Raw genomic sequence first — 17,700 nt, forward strand, 5'->3', positions numbered from 1 at the left:
GAGCGGCCGACCGTGCGGATCGCTGCGCTATCCGTCTCAATCCGCTCGCCGCACGTAGGTCTGCTCGTACACGTCCACCACGATCCGCGTCCCCGCGCCGATGTGCGGCGGCACCATCACGCGGACGCCGTTGTCGAGCACCGCGGGCTTGTAGCTGGACGAGGCGGTCTGGCCCTTTACCACCGCGTCGGCCTCGACGATCAACGCCTCGACCGTGCTCGGCAGCTCGACCGAGATCGGACGCTCGTCGTAGAGTTCGAGCACCACGTCCATCCCGTCCTGAAGGAACGCCGCAGCGTCACCCAGGATATCGGCGTCCAGCGTGATCTGCTCGTAGGTGTCCTTGTCCATGAAGGTCAGCTGATCGCCGTCGCGGAACAGGTACTGGAAGTCCTTGGTGTCCAGCCGCACCCGCTCCACCGTCTCGGCCGAGCGGAAGCGGACGTTGTTCTTGCGCTTGTCGATCAGGTTCTTGAGCTCGACCTGCATGTACGCGCCGCCCTTGCCGGGTTGGGTGTGCTGGATCTTGACCGCGCGCCAGATGCCGCCTTCGTACTCGATGATGTTGCCCGGACGGATGTCCACGCCGCTGATCTTCATGGGGATCCCTGCTGGAAAGAGCGTGAGGCCGCACGCGCCGGCGCGGCCGATCCGGCGCGATCTAGCGGGCGGGCGCGGTTCGGGCAAGCAGCGGGTACGGATCGACGTCCTCGCCCTGCCACCAGCGCTCACCCGGGCGCATCCGCTGGAGGCCGAAGTGAAGATGGTAATTGCCCGCTCCCGCATCGCCAGTGTCGCCGACGAACCCGAGCGGCTGCCCCGCCCGGACCCTCAATCCCTCACGAACGCCAGGGGCGTAGCCGGCGAGATGCGCGTAATAGTGGATCCACCCGCCGCCGGGCGTACGGACGTAGAGCGTCGTCCCGCCCAGCCGGCTCTGGAACAGCTTCTCCACCGTCCCCGTGCCCGCCGCGACCACGCGCGCGCCGGCGGGGGCGGGGATGTCCGTGCCATGATGCGCCCGCGCGCCGCCGTCGCGCGCCTCTCCCCAACTGTCGCGGATCGCGGTTCGGGCGACTCCTTCGACAGGCACGACGAGTGGGCCGGCTTCGTCGGCAGCTCCCGTCGGAGGCCCGGCCGGCGGACGCGGCACGTTCGCCGGCCGTCCAGGGCCGAACGACAGCATCGATCCGAACGCCACTGCCGCGATCAGGACGATCGCCAGGATTGTCCAACCGAGCCGGGTCATGACGTCAATCCTGGAACACCGCCTTGGTGCCCGGCTTGATCATCATCGACAGCCGCGCGGCGTCCCAGTTGGTCAGCCGGATGCAGCCGTGGCTCTCGGCGCGCCCGATCGTCTCGGGGTTCGGGGTGCCGTGGATGCCGTAATGCTCCTTCGAAAGATCCATCCACACGACCCCGACCGGCCCGTTCGGCCCCGGCGGCAGCATCGCGGGATCGCTCCCTTTCTTCGCGTCCCAGAACAGCTTGGGATTGTAGTGGAACTTCGGATTGTAGTCCGCGCCGTAGATCTTCCACGTGCCGATCGGCAGCGGATCGTGCTCCGATCCCATCGTCGCCGAGAATTGCGCCACCAGCTTGTCCTGCGCGTCGAGCACGCGGAGCACGCCGTCGGACTTGTCGACCACGACGTGATCGGCCCTGGGCTGGGTCGAGTCGACGTTGAGGGTCGCGAGTGTCTGTCGCCAGTCGGGCCGCAGTTTCGGGTCGTAGTCCCGGGTGCGGGGCAGCGCGTTGGGAACGACGATCTTGACGCCCGGCGCGAGCCGGGTCTGAGGCGAGTTGAGCGCGATCAGCACCTTGGGAGTGGTGTGGAACATCTCCCCAAGTTTCTCCATCGGCGATTTGTATCCGAGCGTGGGCAGCTTCGACTGGAGCGCATAGTCCTTCGGGATCTGGTAGAAGGGTCCGGCGAGCATCTCCGGCGTCAGCGCGATCGTGGCGGTCGGCCGCTTGGCGCGGTAGGGATAGAGCGCGCGCAGCGTCGCCGCGTCGGGCTTGCCGGTGATCGGCAGCCCTCGGCTCTCCTGGAACCCCTTGAGCGCCGCCACCAGCGACTGTCCGCCGCGCCCGTCCAGCACCCCGGGACCGAAGCCGAGCATGTCGAGGATGACCTGGACGTGAAGGACGCTCCGATCGAGCGGCGGGTTGGGCGCCGCCTGCGCCTGGATGGCCGGGATCGAGAGAGCCGCCGCCGCAACCGGAAGGAACCACCGCATTCAAGACCTCGCTGAACAGATACGCAGGCGGAACAACGGTTCATCGCGGGCGAGGGTCCGCGCAGCCCCGAACAATCGTTACCTTGGAGCCGAGCGCATCACGTCAGCAGCGCGGTGAACGCGCGCACGGCTGCCGCTTCGTCCCCGCTCCACACCGCCCCGGACACCGCCAGGAAGTCCGCGCCGGCGGCGATCAGCGGCGCCGCGTTCGCCGGGGTGATGCCGCCGATCGCGACGCAGGGCAGTTCGAACAGGGCCGACCACCACGACAGGATCACCGGCTCGGCGTGGTGCCGCACCGCCTTCGTCTTGGTCGGATGGAAACTGCCGAACGCGACATAGTCGGCGCCGGCGTCCCCGGCCTCCATCGCCAGGTGCCGGCTGTCGTGGCACGTGACTCCGATCTGCGCCGACGGCCCCAGCGCCGCCCTCGCCTCACGCGGGTCGCCGTCTTCCTGCCCAAGATGAACGCCGTCCGCGCCGAGACGCTTGGCCAGCGCGACGCTGTCGTTGACCAGGAACGCCACCTCGCGCTCGGCGCAAATCCGCTGGAGCGGTTCGGCCAATGCCGCAGCGGCGTGCTGGTCGATGTCCTTCACGCGGAACTGGAATGCCGCGACCGGCCCCGCATCGAGCGCGCGGGCGAGCCGGTCCGGGAAGGCGCCGCCCACATCGAGCGGCGAGATCAGGTAGAGCTGGCACGGTGGCCGCCTGTCGTCGCGTCGGAAGCTGGCGGCGAACTCGGGATCGAGCGGGCCGAGCGGATCGTCTTCGGTCATCGCGCCGCGACTAGCCGCTCGAGCGCGCGGGCGAAAGCCGCGGCATCGTCGAGCCGGTGCGCGATCGCCCGGGTCGCCCGCCGATCCGGCAGCGCCTCCTTCAGATCGACGACGACGTTCGGGTAGCTGATCAGCGCGAGGTTGCGGACCGTCGGCTGCTTCACCGCCGCCGCGTCCCAGCTCGCCCGCAGTCCTGCGACATTCGTCAGCGGCACCGCGATCTGCTTGAGCGAACCCGCCCGCATCGTCAGCATCGTGTCGTCGAGCAGCACCGGCCGCCGCCGCATCGACGCGATCACGCCCACCAGCCAGATCACCGCGGCGAGCGTGAGGGCGGAGAGGATCAGCGCGACGGTGCGCCCGATCAGCAGCGCGACCAGCAGGTGGGTCACCATCAGCTCGACCGAGGCGATCGCGACCAGCACCCACATCATCGGCGCGACCGAGCGGTGATAGGCGAACTCGCGCGGAACGCTCACCCGGAGACCATCGCGATCAGGAACCCGTCCCACTTCTTCGCGCCGACCGTCTGGATGGCGGTCGCCGAGAGCCGCGGCTCGGCGGCGACCGCGTCGAACAGCGCGCGGGTGCCCTGGATCCGTGGGTCGTCGCTCTCCGCGTCCAGCACCCCGCCTTCGCGGATCACGTTGTCCACGACGATCACGGCGCCCGGCCGCGACAGCCGCAGCGCCTCGCGCAGATACGCCACATTGCCCTGCTTGTCGGCGTCGATGAACACGAAGTCGAACGACCCGGACAGAGCCGCCAGGGTCTCCACCGCAGGCCCGACGATCACCTCGACCCGTTCGCCGACCCCGGCCTGGTCGAGGTTTCTGCGGGCGACCTCTGCGTGATGCGGGTCGATCTCGAGCGTCACGACCGTCCCGCCCTCGCCCACGGCGCGCGCCAGCCAGAGGGTCGAATAGCCGCCGAGTGTCCCCACCTCCAGCACGCGCGTCGCACCGCACATCCGCGCGAGCAGGTGGAGCAACTTGCCCTGCGGCGGCGAGACGTCGATGTCCGGCAGCCCGGCTGCGGCGTTCGCCGCCAGCGTTGCCGCCAGCGCAGCGTCAGGGCCGAGGAGCTTGGCCTCGACATAGCCGTCGACGGCGACCCAGGCCCGTTCGGGCTCGTGATGCCGGTCGACCATCAGCGTTTGATCGTGGACGCGGCGTAGATCTGGTCGATCGCCGCGCCCAGCGCCGCGTCGAACTGCGCGTCGTCCATGCCGTGGCGCAGGTCTTCGAGCAGCGCGCGACTGAAGCTCGCGATCATGCCGTGGTTCCTCGCCAGATGCTCGCACGCCTCGTCGCGCGGGAAGCCGCCCGACAGCGCGACGACGCGCGCGACGCGGTGGTGGCCGACAAGCGCGGCATAGGCGTCGGGTTCGGCCGGGATCGAAAGCTTGAGCATCACCCGCTGGTCGCCGGTCAGCGTATCGAGCCGCTTGGCGATCTCGCCCGCGAGCATCCGCTCGATCTCGGCGCGGTTCTCGGCCTTGATCGAGACTTCGGGCTCGAGGATCGGGAGGAGGCCGGCGGCGATGATCTGTTGGCCGACCTCGAACTGCTGCTCGACGATCGCGGCGATCCCGGTGGCCGAAGCGCTCTTCACGACCGAGCGCATCTTGGTGCCGAGGACGCCGAGTCCCCTCGCCCGCTTGAGCAATGTGTCGAGGCCGTCGATCGGCTTCATCAGCTGAACGCCGTCCGTCTCCGCCTCCAACCCCTTGTCCATCTTCAGGAACGGGACGACGCCGCGGTTCCACAGCGCGGTCGGCACCGGCACGCCGTCCGCCTCCCCGTCCATCGTCCGCTCGAACAGGATCGCGGCGAGGACCTTCGCCCCGTTGAACGAGGGCGCGGTGATGATCCGGACGCGCATCTCGTGGATCAGCCGGTACATCTCCTCGTCGCCCGACCACGAGCCCTCTGGAACGCCATACGCCTTGAGCGCGCCGGGGGTGGACCCGCCGCTCTGGTCGAGCGCGGCGATGAACCCCGCCCCGCTTACCATCTGCGCCATCATCACGTCACGAGTGTCGGCCATGTCTTGTCCCCAGAAGGTTGTTGTGATCGGTGTTCGCTAGAGCGCCAGCCAGCGGCGGAGCGCCTGGTCGACCTGCTCCATCTGATCCGCGTTGACGTCACCCAGCCGGCGCACGATGCGCTCGCGGCGGAGCGACTGGATCTTGTCGACCTGCACCTCGCTGTCCTCGAGGAGCCCGTTCGACAACTCCGATGCGACCGGCACGCGAAAGAGCGGGTTCCGCGTCAGGATCGAAGTGATCGGGCACAGCGAGAAAGAGCCGTGCGCTTCGTTGAACAGGTCCGATTGCACCACCAGGAACGGGCGCGGCTTGCGGCTGTACTCCCCGGGGCCGGAGGCGAGCACGACGGCTCCGCGCGCTACTTCCATTGATCCTCGGCTTCGATCGCCTCCCAGAACGCATAGTCCTCGGCGCGATCGAGCGCCGCCGCCGAAAGCGACTGCCGCTTGGCCTCAGCCCGGAGCGCGGCGTCGTGAAGGTCGACGTAGCGGCGGATCACATCGCGCGCGATGTCGCTCTTGCTGCGACCCTGCGTCCGGGCGACAGCGGTGAGCCGCTGTTCAAGATCGTCGTCGAGTCGAACGCCAAGCATAGCCGCCCTCCGTTTAACGAGTTAAACGTAGCACCGGCTCAGGACGGTCTCAAGCCGAAAGCGCCGCCACCCCCGGCAGCTCGCGGCCTTCCATCCATTCGAGGAAGGCACCGCCCGCCGTCGAGACGAAGGTGAAGTCGCCCGCGACGCCGGCCTGGTTGAGCGCCGCAACGGTGTCGCCGCCGCCGGCGACCGAGACCAGCCCGCCCTCCTTCGTCAGCGCCGCCGCGGTCCGGGCCAGCGCCACCGTCGCCGCGTCGAACGGCGGCGTCTCGAACGTGCCGAGCGGGCCGTTCCAGACGAGCGTGCGGCAGGTCTTGAGGACGTCGCCCAGCGCCTCGGTCGCGGCGGGGCCGATGTCGAGGATCATCTCGTCGGCGGCGACCTCGTGGACATTGACGGTGCGCGTCGGCGGGTTGGCCCTGAACTCCTTGGCGACGACGACATCGTACGGCAGGTGGACGGTGCAGCCGGCCGTGTCGGCGGCGTCGAGGATCTCCTCGGCGGTGCCAGTGAGGTCGTGCTCGCACAGGCTCTTGCCCACATCGACCCCGCGCGCGGCGAGGAAGGTGTTGGCCATACCGCCGCCGATGATCAGATGATCGACCTTGCCGACCAGATGCTTCAGCACGTCGAGCTTGGTCGAGACCTTCGCTCCGCCGACGACCGCGCCGACCGGATGTTCGGGGACGCCGAGCGCCTTCTCCAGCGCCTCGAGTTCCGCCTGCATTGCACGGCCGGCATAGGCCGGAAGCCGGTGCGCGAGCCCCTCGGTCGAGGCGTGGGCCCGGTGCGCGGCGGAGAAGGCGTCGTTGACGTAGAGGTCGCCCAATGCGGCAAACCTCTCAACCACTTCGCGTGCATTCTTCTCCTCGCCGCCGAAGAAGCGGGTGTTCTCCAGCACGCCGATGTCCCCTGCTCGCATCGTCGCGACCGCCGCGGTGTCGCCCTCCCAGTCGATGTAGCGGACCGGGCGGCCGAGCACCTCCTGATACGGCCGTACCACCTGCGCGAGCGAGAACTCCGGGCTCGGTACGCCCTGCGGCCGCCCGAAGTGCGCGAGCACCAGCACGATTGCCCCCTTGTCGGCGAGTTCGGCGACGGTCGGAACCGTCGCGCGCAGCCGCGTGTCGTCAGTGACCGCCCCATCGGCGAAGGGAACGTTCAGATCCTCGCGGACGAGGACGCGCTTGCCCCGGATGTCGCCGAGATCGTCGAGCGTTCGAAAAGACTTGGCCATGCTTCCTCGATCCTGATTGCGTCACCGACGACGATCCGCCCGCCGGTCACCACCTTGGCGCACGCCCCGCCCCGCCAGTCCGGCAGCAGCGCCGCCTTGAGGCCGGGCGCGAGCGCCTCCATCCGCTCGCACGGGTCGGTCTCGCGCGTGATCTCCAGCACCACCTCTGCCCCGATCCGCACCAGCGCGCCGGGCGTCTGCGGCAGGTCGAGGTCGACCAGCAGGTTCGACCGCCGCTCCTGCCAGGGCAGCGCCGCGCCCACCTCGGCCGACGCGGCGTCCCAGTCGGCGCGTTCGACCAACGTCACCTGCCGCTTGTGCGGCCTGCCCTTCATCGCTCCGCGATAGTCGCCGTGGATGCCGCTCGCGCAGGACACGTCGACAGCCTCGATCACCTCCATCGGCGCCTTGGGATAAGCGTGCCGCGCAATGCCGAGGAGCCGACCCGCCCGACCGTTCGTGTCGAGCGAGGTCGAGACACGCGGCAAAGCGCAATGCTCCTCGACTTCGCTCGGAGCGAACGGAGGATGGCCTCGGCTCACCCCAGGTTGGCCATCGCCGTGGCGGTATCCACCATACGATTGGAGAAGCCCCATTCGTTGTCGTACCACGAGACGACACGGACCAGCGTCCCGTCGATCACTGCGGTCTCCAGGCTGTCCACCGTCGAGCTTGCCGGCGTGTGGACGATGTCGATCGAGACGAGCGGATCCTCCGAATAGTCGAGCACACCCTTGAGCGGCCCGCTCTCCGCCGCCGCCTTGAGCAACGCATTGACCTCGTCGCGCGTGGTCGCGCGCTTCGGAGTGAAGGTCAGGTCGACGAGCGACCCGTCCGGCACGGGGACCCGGACCGACGAGCCGTCGAGCTTGCCCTTGAGCTCTGGAAGCACCTCGCCCACCGCGCGGGCGGCGCCGGTGGTGGTCGGGATCATGCTCATCGCCGCGGCACGCGCGCGGCGCAGGTCGGGGTGGATCTGGTCGAGGATCTTCTGGTCGTTGGTATAGGCGTGGATCGTCGTCATGAACCCGCGCTCGATCCCGAGCGTGTCGTTCAGCACCTTGGCGACGGGGGCGAGGCAGTTGGTGGTGCAGCTCGCATTCGAGACGATCGTGTGCGCGGCCTCGAGCTTGTCATGGTTGACGCCGTAGACGACGGTCAGGTCGACGTTCTTGCCCGGCGCGGAGATCAGCACCTTCTTGGCGCCCGCGTCGATGTGCTTCTGGCAACTGGCGCGGTCGGTGAAGAACCCCGTGCATTCGAGGACCAGCTCGACCCCCAGCTCCCGGTGCGGCAGGTTCGCGGGATCGCGCTCGGCCGTGACGCGGATGCGCTTGCCGTCGACCACCAGGTCCTGGCCTTCGGCGGCGACCGTCCCCGGATACCTGCCGTGGACGCTGTCGCGGCTGAACAGCCAGGCGTTGGACTTCGCGTCGGCGAGGTCGTTGATCGCGACGAGATCGAGGTCGCTGCCCCCCCGCTCCAGGATCGCGCGGGCGACAAGGCGCCCGATCCGTCCGAAGCCGTTGATCGCCACCTTGGTCACGCGCGCATCTCCTCCCGTTCGCAGCTGCGGCAAGCCTTTGCGGTTGGGCGGCGCGCACGTCAACCGCCGGGCGCGAAAGCGGCTTGCCGACCGGGGGTGGGGTGCTAATCGTATGGGAATGGCTGATGTCGACGCTTCCCCGCTCGCCCGAATCGACGCCGCCTTGGCGCGGATCGAGTCGGCGGCCGCCCGCCGCGAGCGCGAGGCACAGGCGATCCGGGCGCGTCACGCCGCTCTCAAGGCGCGGATGAGCGAGGCCGTGGCCGCGCTCGACGACGTGCTTGCGCGCGGCGACGTCGGGGCCGGCTGATGGCGCAGGTCACCTTTCAGGTCGGCGACCGCGCCCACACGGTCGCCTGCGCCGACGGCGGCGAGGCGCGGGTCCAGGCGCTCGGCGCGATGCTCGCGGAGCGCTGGCCCGCCGCGCGTCGCGCCGCCGGCGCGCAGGGCACGGAGCGCGAGATGCTGCTGATCGCGCTGATGCTCGCCGACTCGCTCGACGAGACGCTCAACGCGCCGCCCCCCGCGGCGATCGCCGACGACAAGACGCTGGCGACGGTCGCGGCGCGGCTCGAAACTCTCGCCGATGCCCTTGAGGCGGACGCGGCGAACGCCTAAGTGTCAGGCGGCGGGTACTGCTGGGCACGAGCTCTTATTATCCCTGAGGCTATTCATCATCCATTGGGGGCTGTCCCTGCCCGGGCCCTGGCCCGACGCACATGGTCCCCACCTGACGTACCGTGCGTCAGTGGATAACCCGGCAAACGACCATAGCGGTCCCGCCACCGCCCAGCCGCGAAGACGAGCGATGAAGCCGCCTGCTGCGGGAACCGCCCTGCCGTCGCCCGAGCGGGGCGTGCCGTCCGATGTCACGGTTCAGCTTCGCCGCGGGGCAGCTCTGCACCGTGGCTGACGACACATCCCCCACCGCGGCCAAGCAGGCCCTCCGCAAGCAGGCCCGGGCCGCACGGGCCGCGTTCGGATCGCATGCGATCCATCCCCCCGCCGCGTTCGTCGCACTGCTCGAAAGCGGACACACCGTCGCAAGCTACCGTGCGGTCCGGTACGAGGCGGATCCCTCGCTGCTCGCGCTCGCCGCGCTCGATCGTGGTGCGCAGCTCGCCCTGCCCTATATCGTCAATCGCGAGACACCGATGCGTTTCCTGGCGTGGGCGCCGATGGCGGCACTTCACCCCGGCCCGTTCGGGCTCCACCAGCCGCATCATGCGGCGGAGGATCGCACGCCCGACATCATCCTCACCCCGCTCGTAGCGTTCGACGCGGCGCTCAACCGCATCGGCCAGGGCGCGGGGCATTACGACCGCGTGTTCGCGCGCTTCCCGCAGGCGAAGCGGATCGGCGTCGCCTATTCGGTCCAGCAGGTCGATCGCATCCCGCCCGAATTGTGGGACGTCCCGCTCGACGCGGTGATCACCGAACAGGGCTGGTTCGAACGATGACGCCGAGCTGGCGCAAGCCTGCCGGGGCGCTCGGCATCCTCGCGCTGACGATCGTGTGGTGTGTGCTCATCGCGAGCCTGTCGGGGACGATCGGCCGCTGGCCCGCGGTCGCGCAGCTGGCGTTCTACCTGGTCGCCGGCGTGATCTGGATCGCGCCGCTGGGGCCGGTGCTCCGGTGGATGGAGACGGGGCGCTGGCGGTGAGCCGTCGCCTCATTGTCGAAGCAAGTAGGTCGCGCCGCGGCAAAGCCGCGTCGTCGGACGGCGCTCGGCGCGCCGCCGGCCGAGCGCGGCTGGAGGCTCGGCGTAGCTGCGCTACGCCTTGCCCGCCGCGCTACATATTCGGATAGTTCGGCCCGCCGCCGCCCTCCGGCACCACCCAGTTGATGTTCTGCGTCGGGTCCTTGATGTCGCAGGTCTTGCAGTGGACGCAGTTCTGCGCGTTGATCACGAACTTCGGGTCGCCTTCCTCCTCGCCCACGATCTCGTACACTCCCGCCGGGCAGTAACGCTGCGCCGGCTCGTCGTACATCGGCAGGTCGTACTTGACCGGCACGTCGGAGTCCTTGAGCGTCAGGTGGACGGGCTGGTCTTCCTCGTGGTTGGTGTTCGACAGGAACACGCTCGACAGCCGGTCGAAGGTCAGCACCCCGTCGGGCTTGGGATAGACCGGCGGCTTGACGAGGTCCTTGCGCCACAAGGTCTCGTGGTCGGCATGATTGCGGAGCGTGAACGGCCACTTGAGCCCGAGATGCTCCATCCACATCGCGGCGCCCGACAGGCCCGAGCCCATGAAGTCGCCCCACTTCTTGACCAGCGGCGCGACGTTGCGGACGATCGACAGCTCCTTCTTCACCCACGACGTCTCGAACGCCGCGGGATAGGCCACTAGTTCGTCGTGCTGGCGCTGCGACAGGATCGCGTCCGCTGCCGCTTCGGCCGCCATCATCCCGCTCTTCATCGCGGTGTGCGTCCCCTTGATCCGCGGCACGTTGAGGAAGCCCGCGCTGTCGCCGATCAGCGCGCCCCCCGGGAACACCAGCTTGGGGATCGACTGGAGCCCGCCGTCGCTGATCGCGCGCGCGCCGTAACTGACGCGCTTGCCGCCCTCGAGCAGCGCGGCGACCTCGGGATGGGTCTTCCACTTCTGCATCTCGTTGAACGGCGAGACATAGGGGTTGGTGTAGCTGAGCCAGGTGACGAACCCGATCGAGACCTGGCCGTTCGCCTGGTGATAGATCCAGCCGCCGCCATTGTTGCCGTCCGTCTCACTGAGCGGCCAGCCCTGAGTGTGGATGACGCGACCCGGAACGTGCTTATCCGGCGCGATGTCCCACAATTCCTTGATGCCCAGGCCGTAGGTCTGCGGGTCGCAGTTTGCGCGCAGATCGAAGATGCGCATCAGCTCCTTCGACAGATGTCCGCGGCATCCTTCGGAGAAGAAGGTATATTTGGCGTGGAGCTCCAGCCCGGGCTGATAGTCGGGCTTGTGCGTCCCGTCGCGCGCGACGCCCATGTCGCCGGTGGCCACGCCCTTCACGCTGCCGTCGTCGTTGAACAGGATCTCGGCGGCGGCGAAGCCGGGGAAGATCTCCACGCCCAGCTCCTCCGCCTTGCCCGCCAGCCAGCGACACAGATTGCCGAGCGAGCCGGTATAGGTGTTCTTGTTGTGGAGAAACGGCGGCGTCCACAGGTGGGGAAGGTTGACCTTGCCCTTCTTCGTCAGCACCCAGTGGATGTTCTCGGTCACCGGCACCTCGGCGAGCGAGCAGCCGTCCTCGCGCCAGTTCGGCAGCAGCTCGTCGAGCGAGCGGGGATCGATCACCGCGCCCGACAGGATATGCGCACCGACCTCGGAGCCCTTCTCCAGCACGCAGACGGACAGCTCCGCCTCCTTCTCGGCGGCGAGCTGTTTCAGCCGGATCGCCGCGCTGAGGCCGGCCGGCCCCGCGCCGACGATCACCACGTCGTAAGGCATCGATTCGCGCGTCGTCATGTCCATCTCCCGGTCCGCCGCTACGGCATGGCCGCCGGAGCCGTTCGGGCGTCCGGGCGCGCGCGGATAACGCTTGGTCTCCAGAGGTCTGTCGAGCGGATTGACGGCGGCGTCAACCATGCGGCTAAGGTGTGTACGATGGGGGCCGACCAGCATATCGATTGGACGAAGGCGGCGGCGAGCGCGCTCGACTGGTGGCAAGCCGCCGGGGTCGATGTCCTGGTCGAGGACGAGGCGTACGATTGGCTGGGTCGCGCCGGCGCGCCGACGCCCACCCACGAAGCGGCGGTCGCGAGCGCTCTCCCCGACACGCTCGACGCCTTCGCCGCCTGGCGGCTCGGCGTCGAAGCTCCCGAGGCCAAGTGGGGCGCGCCGCTGATCGCCGCGTCCGGACCGGTCGATGCCGATCTGATGGTGCTGGTCGACTGCCCCGAGCGCGACGATCGCGACAGCTTGCTCGGCGGCGCGGCGGGGCGGCTGTTCGACCGGATGCTCGCCGCGATCGGCCGGACCCGCACGACCGTGCACCTCGCCTCTGTCTGCGCTGCCCGCCCCACCGCGGGCCGGATGCCGCGCGAGACGGAGGCACGTCTCGCCGAGATCGCCCGCCACCACGTCGCGCTGGTTGCGCCCTCGCGGCTGCTGGTGCTGGGCAACGCGGCGAGCCGGGCGCTGCTCTCGGCGGAATTGACGAATGCGCGCGGCAGTTTACGCGCGCTTAACCATGACGGCGGAAAGACGACGTCGGTCGCGGCGAGCTTCCATCCGAGGTTCCTCCTCGAGAAGCCCGCCTGCAAGGCCGATGCGTGGAAGGACCTTCAGATGGTGATGGGGGAACAGCGTTGATCCGGACCCTGCTCGCGGCGACCGCCGTGCTGGCGCTCACGCCGGCGCTCGCCGCCGCCGACCCGACCCCGGCGGGCATTCCCGCGCAGCTCAGCGCCGAGCAGCGCGCCGCCTATCGCCAGGTGTTCGCGGCGATCCGGGAAAGCCGCTGGCAGGATGCGCAGATCCAGCTCGACACGATGGCGCCCGGCCCCTTGCACGCCTTCGCCCGCGCCGAGCTCTACACCGCCAAGGGCTCGCCCAAGGTCGAGGTCGACCAGCTCGTCAGGCTGCTGACGGAGGCGCCCGAGCTGCCGCAGGCGGAGGCGCTCCAGCGCCTTGCGACGGCGCGCGGCGCCACCGATCTGCCGCCGCTTCCCTATCAGCAGCGGCTGATCTGGCAGGACGGCGCGCCGGCGCGCGTCCGCGCCAAGACGACGAAGAGCGACCAGATCGCCGCCGATCTGTTCACCAAGATGCAGCCCTTCGTGAAAGCGGACATGGGCCGCGAGGCGGAGGCGCTGCTCGGCGACACCGCGGGCCTCTCGCCCGAAGCGCAGACCGAATGGCAGGCCAAGATCGCCTGGATCTACTTCCTCCAGGGGATGGACGCCGATGCGCGCCGCCTCGGCGATCTCGCGGCGAGCGGTTCGGGCGACTGGGCGATCCAGGGCCGCTGGACGTCGGCGCTGTCCGCGTGGCGTCAGAACGACTGCCTCACCGCCGAGGCCGGATTCGAGGCGGTGTCCGCGCGCGCCCCCGACACCGATCTGCGCGCCGCCGGCCTCTATTGGGCGAGCCGCGCCGACATGGTCTGCGGCCGCCCCGACAAGGTCGAGGGCCGGCTCAAGAACGCGGCGCAATATGGCGAGACCTTCTATGGCCTCCTCGCCCGTCAGGCGCTCGGCCTCAAGGTGCAGAAGCCTTCGACCGCCAAGGTCACCGGCGACTGGGCCGCGCTGGAGAAGCGGCCCAACGTCCGGGTCGCCGCCGCGCTGGTCGAGATCGGCGACGTCGACGACGCCGACGACGTCATCCGACAGCAGGCGAAGATCGGCAGCCCGTCCGAGTTCGGCAGCCTCGTCCGGCTGACCGAGCAGCTCGATCTCCCGGCGAGCGTCGTCTGGCTCGCGCACAATTGCCCGCAAGGGATCACGGCCACCGCCGAGGCGCGCTACCCCGCCCCGAACTGGACTCCCGACAGCGGCTGGCGCGTCGACAAGGCGCTGGTCTACGCGCACACGCTCCAGGAATCGGGTTTCCGCAACAAGGTCGTCTCGCCAGCCGGGGCCTACGGCCTCATGCAGATCATGCCCGCCGCCGCGACCGACTTCGCGCGCGAAAGAGGCGTCACGCTCGACAAGTCTGCGCTCACCAAGCCCTCGACCAACATGGACATCGGCCAGCGCCATCTCGAGAAGCTGCGCGACATGGGGCTGACCGGCGGGCTGCTGCCCAAGGTCATCGCCGCCTACAACGCCGGGCCGAAGCCGGTCCAGGACTGGAACACCCTCGTCCGCGACAACGGCGACCCCCTGCTCTACATCGAGAGCATCCCTTATTGGGAAACCCGCGGCTATGTCGTGACGGTGCTCCGCAATTACTGGATGTACGAGGCGCAGGGCGGCAAGGCGAGGAGCGCCAGCCGGTCGGCGCTCGCGCAAGGCATGTGGCCCCGCTTCCCGGGCATGGCCGGCGCGACCGCAGTTCGTATGAACGCCAGACCCGCGGCGACGGCGACGGCGAGCAACACGGTGGGCGGTGCGAGCACGCTGAGCGACTGAGCCCCGTGATTTTGCGGAGGCGGGCGCTCGAAGGGCCAGACGCGACGTTTGAGGCTCTGGGTCGCCGCCTGCGCGGAGGCACCAGGGTAGAACCGACAGGCGTGACTTCCTAAGCTCGCGCCATGCCCCTCGACCACACCCGCCCTTTCCTCCCCGTCCGGATCGCGGTCCTCACCGTCTCCGACACCCGCACGCTCGCCGACGACCGCTCCGGCGATACGCTCGCCGACCGGCTGACCGAAGCCGGTCACCTGCTCGCCGCGCGCGAGGTCGTCCGCGACGACCTCGACGCAATCGTCGCCCGGCTGAACGTCTGGGTCGACGATCCGGAGGTCGACTGCATCCTCACGACCGGCGGGACCGGCGTGACCGGCCGCGACGTCACGCCCGAGGCGGTCGAGCGCGTGGCGACGAAGATGATCCCAGGCTTTGGCGAACTGTTCCGCTGGCAGAGCTATGCGACGATCGGCACCTCGACCGTCCAGAGCCGCGCCTGCGCCTGCGTGGCGCGGGGCACCTACGTCTTCGCGCTTCCCGGCTCGACCGGCGCGGTCAAGGACGCCTGGGATGGCATCCTGCGCGACCAGCTCGACAGCCGCCATCGCCCCTGCAACTTCGTCGAACTCATGCCGCGGCTGACGGAGCGGTGAACGTGCGAGATTTCCGTCCGTCCTGAGTAGGGACTGACTCCGGCCGTGCGCCGGGAGAAGGCCCGTATCGAAGGACAGCCCGCCTCAGGTCCTTCGATACGCCGCTTCGCTGCGCTCAGCGGCTACTCAGGACGAGCGAGAGGGCCTACCCCTCCCGCCCCGGCCGCCGGCTCAGCCCGGTGTCGAGGTGCGCGCCCGCGTCGAGCAGCACGGTCTCCCCCGTGATCACGCGCGAGGCCGGGTCGAGCAGCATCACGATCGGGCCGGCGATGTCGTCGGCCTGCGCCGCCATCGCCATCGGCGTCGCGCCGGCGATCCGCGCGTCGAGCCGCGCCTTGCCGTCCTCGCCCAGCATCTTCTCGAACCAGCCGGTCCCGACATAGCCCGGCGCGACCGCGTTGACGCGGATTCGCGGCGCGAGCACGCGCGCCAGGCTCTTGGTCATCGTCAGTATCGCGCCCTTCGACGCCGCATAGGCGATGGACGAGCCGATCCCCTGGACGCCCGCGACGCTGGCGACGTTGACCACCGCCGAATGCGGCCCCGCTCGCATCGCCTCGGCGCACGCGCGCGTCATCTGGAAGGCGGCGACGGTGTTTAGGCGGTAGATGTCAACGAAATCCTCGGCATCGAGATCGTCCAGCTTTTCGTGGGCGACGTGTTTGGTGCGTCCGGCGTTGTTGACGAGGAAGTCGATCCGGCCGAACGCCGAGATGGCGGCGCCCGTAAGCGCCCTGCACGCCGCGTCCTCGACGATGTCGGCCCGGACCGCAATCGCGCCGCCGCCGACCTCTGCGGCGAGGGCCTCGGCATCGTCGCGGCTCGATGCATAGTTGATGACGCAGCGCACGCCGCGCGCGGCGAGCCGCCGGACCACCGCCGCGCCGATCCCCGTGCCGCCGCCCGTCACGATCGCGACCGAGCCGTCCATATCCCTCTCCTTCGTCGTTCGAGGATCGGGTATGGCATCGCGCCGCCGGTTCGCCTAGCGTTTGCCCGATGAGGACTGCAGCCGAGATGCTCGCGACCGAGTTCGCGACCCTGCCCGATCTGATCCGCGCCAACGCCACAGCCACGCCCGACAAGATCGCGGTCGCGGATGGCGATGGTCACGTCACCTATGCCGAGCTCGATCACCTCATGGATCGTGTCGCCGCCGGTCTCCAGCGCGGCACCGCGCAGCGGCAAGCGGTGGCGATGGTCAGCTATCCTTCGGTCGCGCAGGCGGTGGTGTTCCTCGGCGCGCTTCGCGCCGGCGCGGTCGCGGCGCCGATCCAGCCCTCGGCAACACCGGAACAGATCGCCGGAATGATCGCCGACAGCGGCGCGGACCTCGTCTTCCTCGATCACGCGAACGCCGACGCGCTCGCGGATCGGGACTTGGCCGCCCGCGTCGTCATGCTCGAAGCCCTGGAACTTTGGCTACCGGGCGAGGACGCGCGGCCCGCGGCGGTGGCGATCGCCCCGTCGGACGGCTTCAACATCATCTATTCGTCGGGCACGACGGGCATTCCCAAGGGAATTGTCCAGAGCCACGCGATGCGCTGGCAGCACCTCGCCCGCAACGCCGGGGCGAAGCTGGACAGCGCGATCATGCTGCTGGCGACGCCGCTCTATTCGAACACCACGCTCGTCAGCTTCCTGCCGACGCTCGCCTGGGGCGGGACGGTCGTGCTGATGGCCAAATTCGACGCCCGCCGCTTTCTCGAGCTGGCACAGCAGTATCGCGCGACCAACACGATGCTGGTCCCGATCCAGTATCAGCGGATCATGGCGTTGCCCGACTTCGACTCGTTCGATCTGTCGAATTTCCGCTTGAAGACCTGCACGTCCGCACCGTTCAAGGCGGAGCTGAAAGCAGACGTGCTGAAGCGCTGGCCCGGACTGCTCGTCGAATATTACGGCATGACCGAGGGCGGGGCCTCGTTCATGCTGAACTGCACCGAGTTCCCCGACAAGCTCCACACCGTCGGGCGGCTCGGCCCCGGCAACGAGGCGAAATTGATCGACGACGACGGGCGGGAGGTCGCGCCCGGCGAGACCGGCGAGATCGTCGGTCGCGGGCCGACGATGATGAACGGTTATCACCGTCGCGACGACGCCACCCGCGCCGCCGAATGGCGCGATGCGGAGGGCAACGTCTGGCTCCGTCACGGCGACGTCGGTCGCTTCGACGAGGACGGCTTCCTGATCCTGATGGACCGGAAGAAGGACATGATCATCTCCGGCGGCTTCAATATCTATCCGTCCGATCTGGAAGCGGTGCTCGCGACCCATCCCGCGGTCGCCGACTGCACGGTGATCGGCGTGCCGAGCGAGGACTGGGGCGAGACCCCGGTCGGCTTCTACGTTCCCCGCGAGGGCGCCAGCGCCGACCCGGGACAGGTGCTGGCCGAGACCAACGCCAAGCTGGGCAAGACGCAGCGACTCTCCGCCCTCCACCTCGCCCAGGACCTGCCCAGGAGCGCGATCGGCAAGGTCCTGAAGCGCGAACTCCGTGACCGCCACGCCGCAGGCGAGTTCGCGTAACCTGGAG

General features: G+C 69.3%; 22 protein-coding genes. 8 read left to right on the forward strand and 14 right to left on the reverse strand.

Features of this window, described 5'->3' with window-relative positions:
* Window positions 1-36: 36 nt before the first annotated feature.
* The 12 genes from efp to gap form a co-directional block, all read right to left on the reverse strand.
* The gene (gene efp / locus AC4GYY_RS04425) at window positions 37-600 is read right to left on the reverse strand and encodes an elongation factor P (RefSeq protein ID WP_491119008.1); all 564 of its coding nucleotides are present in this window, start codon (window positions 598-600) and stop codon (window positions 37-39) included.
* Window positions 601-661: 61 nt separating this feature from the next.
* Window positions 662-1,249, reverse strand: a complete 588-nt coding sequence (locus tag AC4GYY_RS04430) for a murein hydrolase activator EnvC family protein (RefSeq protein ID WP_491119009.1) — start codon at window positions 1,247-1,249, stop codon at window positions 662-664.
* Between the two features lie 4 nt (window positions 1,250-1,253).
* Window positions 1,254-2,243: a L,D-transpeptidase family protein gene (locus AC4GYY_RS04435; RefSeq protein WP_491119010.1), complete on the reverse strand. Its 990-nt coding sequence runs from the start codon at window positions 2,241-2,243 to the stop codon at window positions 1,254-1,256.
* A gap of 98 nt (window positions 2,244-2,341) precedes the next feature.
* A complete protein-coding gene (gene thiE / locus AC4GYY_RS04440) occupies window positions 2,342-3,022 on the reverse strand; it encodes a thiamine phosphate synthase (protein ID WP_491119011.1) in 681 nt (226 codons plus the stop codon).
* A complete protein-coding gene (locus tag AC4GYY_RS04445; RefSeq protein ID WP_491119012.1) occupies window positions 3,019-3,501 on the reverse strand; it encodes a hypothetical protein in 483 nt (160 codons plus the stop codon). Before AC4GYY_RS04445 ends, thiE begins: the two co-directional genes overlap by 4 nt.
* Window positions 3,498-4,172 (reverse strand): O-methyltransferase, encoded by a 675-nt coding sequence (locus tag AC4GYY_RS04450; protein ID WP_491119013.1) that lies wholly within the window; start codon window positions 4,170-4,172, stop codon window positions 3,498-3,500. The genes AC4GYY_RS04445 and AC4GYY_RS04450 overlap by 4 nt, the downstream gene beginning before the upstream one ends.
* Complete coding sequence (locus tag AC4GYY_RS04455) at window positions 4,172-5,071, reverse strand: fructose bisphosphate aldolase (RefSeq protein ID WP_491119014.1); 900 nt, start codon at window positions 5,069-5,071, stop codon at window positions 4,172-4,174. The genes AC4GYY_RS04450 and AC4GYY_RS04455 overlap by 1 nt, the downstream gene beginning before the upstream one ends.
* A 36-nt stretch (window positions 5,072-5,107) precedes the next feature.
* Window positions 5,108-5,440: a type II toxin-antitoxin system PemK/MazF family toxin gene (locus AC4GYY_RS04460; RefSeq protein ID WP_491119015.1), complete on the reverse strand. Its 333-nt coding sequence runs from the start codon at window positions 5,438-5,440 to the stop codon at window positions 5,108-5,110.
* Complete coding sequence (locus AC4GYY_RS04465) at window positions 5,431-5,664, reverse strand: ribbon-helix-helix protein, CopG family (protein WP_491119016.1); 234 nt, start codon at window positions 5,662-5,664, stop codon at window positions 5,431-5,433. Before AC4GYY_RS04465 ends, AC4GYY_RS04460 begins: the two co-directional genes overlap by 10 nt.
* 49 nt (window positions 5,665-5,713) lie before the next feature.
* Window positions 5,714-6,904 carry a phosphoglycerate kinase gene (locus AC4GYY_RS04470; protein ID WP_491119017.1) on the reverse strand — a complete coding sequence of 397 codons (1,191 nt, stop codon included), beginning with the start codon at window positions 6,902-6,904 and terminating at the stop codon, window positions 5,714-5,716.
* The gene (locus AC4GYY_RS04475) at window positions 6,829-7,392 is read right to left on the reverse strand and encodes an MOSC domain-containing protein (RefSeq protein ID WP_491119018.1); all 564 of its coding nucleotides are present in this window, start codon (window positions 7,390-7,392) and stop codon (window positions 6,829-6,831) included. The genes AC4GYY_RS04470 and AC4GYY_RS04475 overlap by 76 nt, the downstream gene beginning before the upstream one ends.
* A gap of 50 nt (window positions 7,393-7,442) precedes the next feature.
* Window positions 7,443-8,450, reverse strand: coding sequence for a type I glyceraldehyde-3-phosphate dehydrogenase (gene gap / locus AC4GYY_RS04480; RefSeq protein WP_491119019.1), 1,008 nt, complete (start codon window positions 8,448-8,450; stop codon window positions 7,443-7,445).
* A 118-nt stretch (window positions 8,451-8,568) separates the two neighbouring features.
* On the opposite strand from gap, the gene AC4GYY_RS04485 reads away from it, so the two are divergent.
* From AC4GYY_RS04485 to AC4GYY_RS04500, 4 genes are all read left to right on the forward strand, one after another.
* Complete coding sequence (locus AC4GYY_RS04485; protein ID WP_491119020.1) at window positions 8,569-8,760, forward strand: hypothetical protein; 192 nt, start codon at window positions 8,569-8,571, stop codon at window positions 8,758-8,760.
* Entirely contained in the window at window positions 8,760-9,068 is a 309-nt protein-coding gene (zapA, locus tag AC4GYY_RS04490) for a cell division protein ZapA (protein WP_491119021.1), read from the forward strand. The genes AC4GYY_RS04485 and zapA overlap by 1 nt, the downstream gene beginning before the upstream one ends.
* A 248-nt stretch (window positions 9,069-9,316) precedes the next feature.
* Window positions 9,317-9,910, forward strand: a complete 594-nt coding sequence (locus AC4GYY_RS04495; protein ID WP_491119022.1) for a 5-formyltetrahydrofolate cyclo-ligase — start codon at window positions 9,317-9,319, stop codon at window positions 9,908-9,910.
* On the forward strand, window positions 9,907-10,113 hold the full coding sequence (locus AC4GYY_RS04500) for a DUF2842 domain-containing protein (RefSeq protein ID WP_491119023.1): 207 nt from the start codon (window positions 9,907-9,909) through the stop codon (window positions 10,111-10,113). The genes AC4GYY_RS04495 and AC4GYY_RS04500 overlap by 4 nt, the downstream gene beginning before the upstream one ends.
* Window positions 10,114-10,243: 130 nt before the next feature.
* On the opposite strand, the gene AC4GYY_RS04505 is transcribed toward AC4GYY_RS04500, so the two are convergent.
* Entirely contained in the window at window positions 10,244-11,905 is a 1,662-nt protein-coding gene (locus AC4GYY_RS04505) for an electron transfer flavoprotein-ubiquinone oxidoreductase (protein ID WP_491119296.1), read from the reverse strand.
* A gap of 138 nt (window positions 11,906-12,043) precedes the next feature.
* Here AC4GYY_RS04505 and AC4GYY_RS04510 point away from each other — a divergent pair, with 138 nt between their 5' ends.
* The 3 genes from AC4GYY_RS04510 to moaB all read left to right on the forward strand — a co-directional run bounded on the left by AC4GYY_RS04510 (window position 12,044) and on the right by moaB (window position 15,164).
* Window positions 12,044-12,751, forward strand: coding sequence for a uracil-DNA glycosylase family protein (locus tag AC4GYY_RS04510; protein WP_491119024.1), 708 nt, complete (start codon window positions 12,044-12,046; stop codon window positions 12,749-12,751).
* Window positions 12,751-14,514, forward strand: a complete 1,764-nt coding sequence (locus tag AC4GYY_RS04515; protein WP_491119297.1) for a lytic transglycosylase domain-containing protein — start codon at window positions 12,751-12,753, stop codon at window positions 14,512-14,514. The genes AC4GYY_RS04510 and AC4GYY_RS04515 overlap by 1 nt, the downstream gene beginning before the upstream one ends.
* 122 nt (window positions 14,515-14,636) lie before the next feature.
* Window positions 14,637-15,164 carry a molybdenum cofactor biosynthesis protein B gene (moaB, locus tag AC4GYY_RS04520; RefSeq protein WP_491119025.1) on the forward strand — a complete coding sequence of 176 codons (528 nt, stop codon included), beginning with the start codon at window positions 14,637-14,639 and terminating at the stop codon, window positions 15,162-15,164.
* 145 nt (window positions 15,165-15,309) lie between these two features.
* Here moaB and AC4GYY_RS04525 read toward each other — a convergent pair whose 3' ends face one another.
* Window positions 15,310-16,095, reverse strand: coding sequence for an SDR family NAD(P)-dependent oxidoreductase (locus tag AC4GYY_RS04525; protein ID WP_491119026.1), 786 nt, complete (start codon window positions 16,093-16,095; stop codon window positions 15,310-15,312).
* Between the two features lie 68 nt (window positions 16,096-16,163).
* On the opposite strand from AC4GYY_RS04525, the gene AC4GYY_RS04530 reads away from it, so the two are divergent.
* A complete protein-coding gene (locus AC4GYY_RS04530; protein ID WP_491119027.1) occupies window positions 16,164-17,693 on the forward strand; it encodes a class I adenylate-forming enzyme family protein in 1,530 nt (509 codons plus the stop codon).
* The last annotated feature ends 7 nt before the right edge of the window (window positions 17,694-17,700 follow it).

Source organism: Sphingomonas sp. SP6 (genome assembly GCF_058313435.1).

Excerpts from the sequence above, each read along its gene's own strand:
- AC4GYY_RS04430 (WP_491119009.1), bottom strand. The coding sequence starts at position 1,249 with ATGACCCGGCTCGGTTGGACAATCCTGGCGATCGTCCTGATCGCGGCA.
- AC4GYY_RS04470 (WP_491119017.1), bottom strand. The coding sequence starts at position 6,904 with ATGGCCAAGTCTTTTCGAACGCTCGACGATCTCGGCGACATCCGGGGC.
- AC4GYY_RS04505 (WP_491119296.1), bottom strand. The coding sequence starts at position 11,905 with ATGACGACGCGCGAATCGATGCCTTACGACGTGGTGATCGTCGGCGCG.
- thiE (WP_491119011.1), bottom strand. The coding sequence starts at position 3,022 with ATGACCGAAGACGATCCGCTCGGCCCGCTCGATCCCGAGTTCGCCGCC.
- AC4GYY_RS04450 (WP_491119013.1), bottom strand. The coding sequence starts at position 4,172 with ATGGTCGACCGGCATCACGAGCCCGAACGGGCCTGGGTCGCCGTCGAC.
- AC4GYY_RS04465 (WP_491119016.1), bottom strand. The coding sequence starts at position 5,664 with ATGCTTGGCGTTCGACTCGACGACGATCTTGAACAGCGGCTCACCGCT.
- zapA (WP_491119021.1), top strand. The coding sequence starts at position 8,760 with ATGGCGCAGGTCACCTTTCAGGTCGGCGACCGCGCCCACACGGTCGCC.
- AC4GYY_RS04485 (WP_491119020.1), top strand. The coding sequence starts at position 8,569 with ATGGCTGATGTCGACGCTTCCCCGCTCGCCCGAATCGACGCCGCCTTG.
- AC4GYY_RS04510 (WP_491119024.1), top strand. The coding sequence starts at position 12,044 with ATGGGGGCCGACCAGCATATCGATTGGACGAAGGCGGCGGCGAGCGCG.
- AC4GYY_RS04435 (WP_491119010.1), bottom strand. The coding sequence starts at position 2,243 with ATGCGGTGGTTCCTTCCGGTTGCGGCGGCGGCTCTCTCGATCCCGGCC.
- AC4GYY_RS04530 (WP_491119027.1), top strand. The coding sequence starts at position 16,164 with ATGAGGACTGCAGCCGAGATGCTCGCGACCGAGTTCGCGACCCTGCCC.
- AC4GYY_RS04495 (WP_491119022.1), top strand. The coding sequence starts at position 9,317 with ATGTCACGGTTCAGCTTCGCCGCGGGGCAGCTCTGCACCGTGGCTGAC.
- AC4GYY_RS04500 (WP_491119023.1), top strand. The coding sequence starts at position 9,907 with ATGACGCCGAGCTGGCGCAAGCCTGCCGGGGCGCTCGGCATCCTCGCG.
- AC4GYY_RS04455 (WP_491119014.1), bottom strand. The coding sequence starts at position 5,071 with ATGGCCGACACTCGTGACGTGATGATGGCGCAGATGGTAAGCGGGGCG.
- AC4GYY_RS04525 (WP_491119026.1), bottom strand. The coding sequence starts at position 16,095 with ATGGACGGCTCGGTCGCGATCGTGACGGGCGGCGGCACGGGGATCGGC.
- efp (WP_491119008.1), bottom strand. The coding sequence starts at position 600 with ATGAAGATCAGCGGCGTGGACATCCGTCCGGGCAACATCATCGAGTAC.
- AC4GYY_RS04460 (WP_491119015.1), bottom strand. The coding sequence starts at position 5,440 with ATGGAAGTAGCGCGCGGAGCCGTCGTGCTCGCCTCCGGCCCCGGGGAG.
- moaB (WP_491119025.1), top strand. The coding sequence starts at position 14,637 with ATGCCCCTCGACCACACCCGCCCTTTCCTCCCCGTCCGGATCGCGGTC.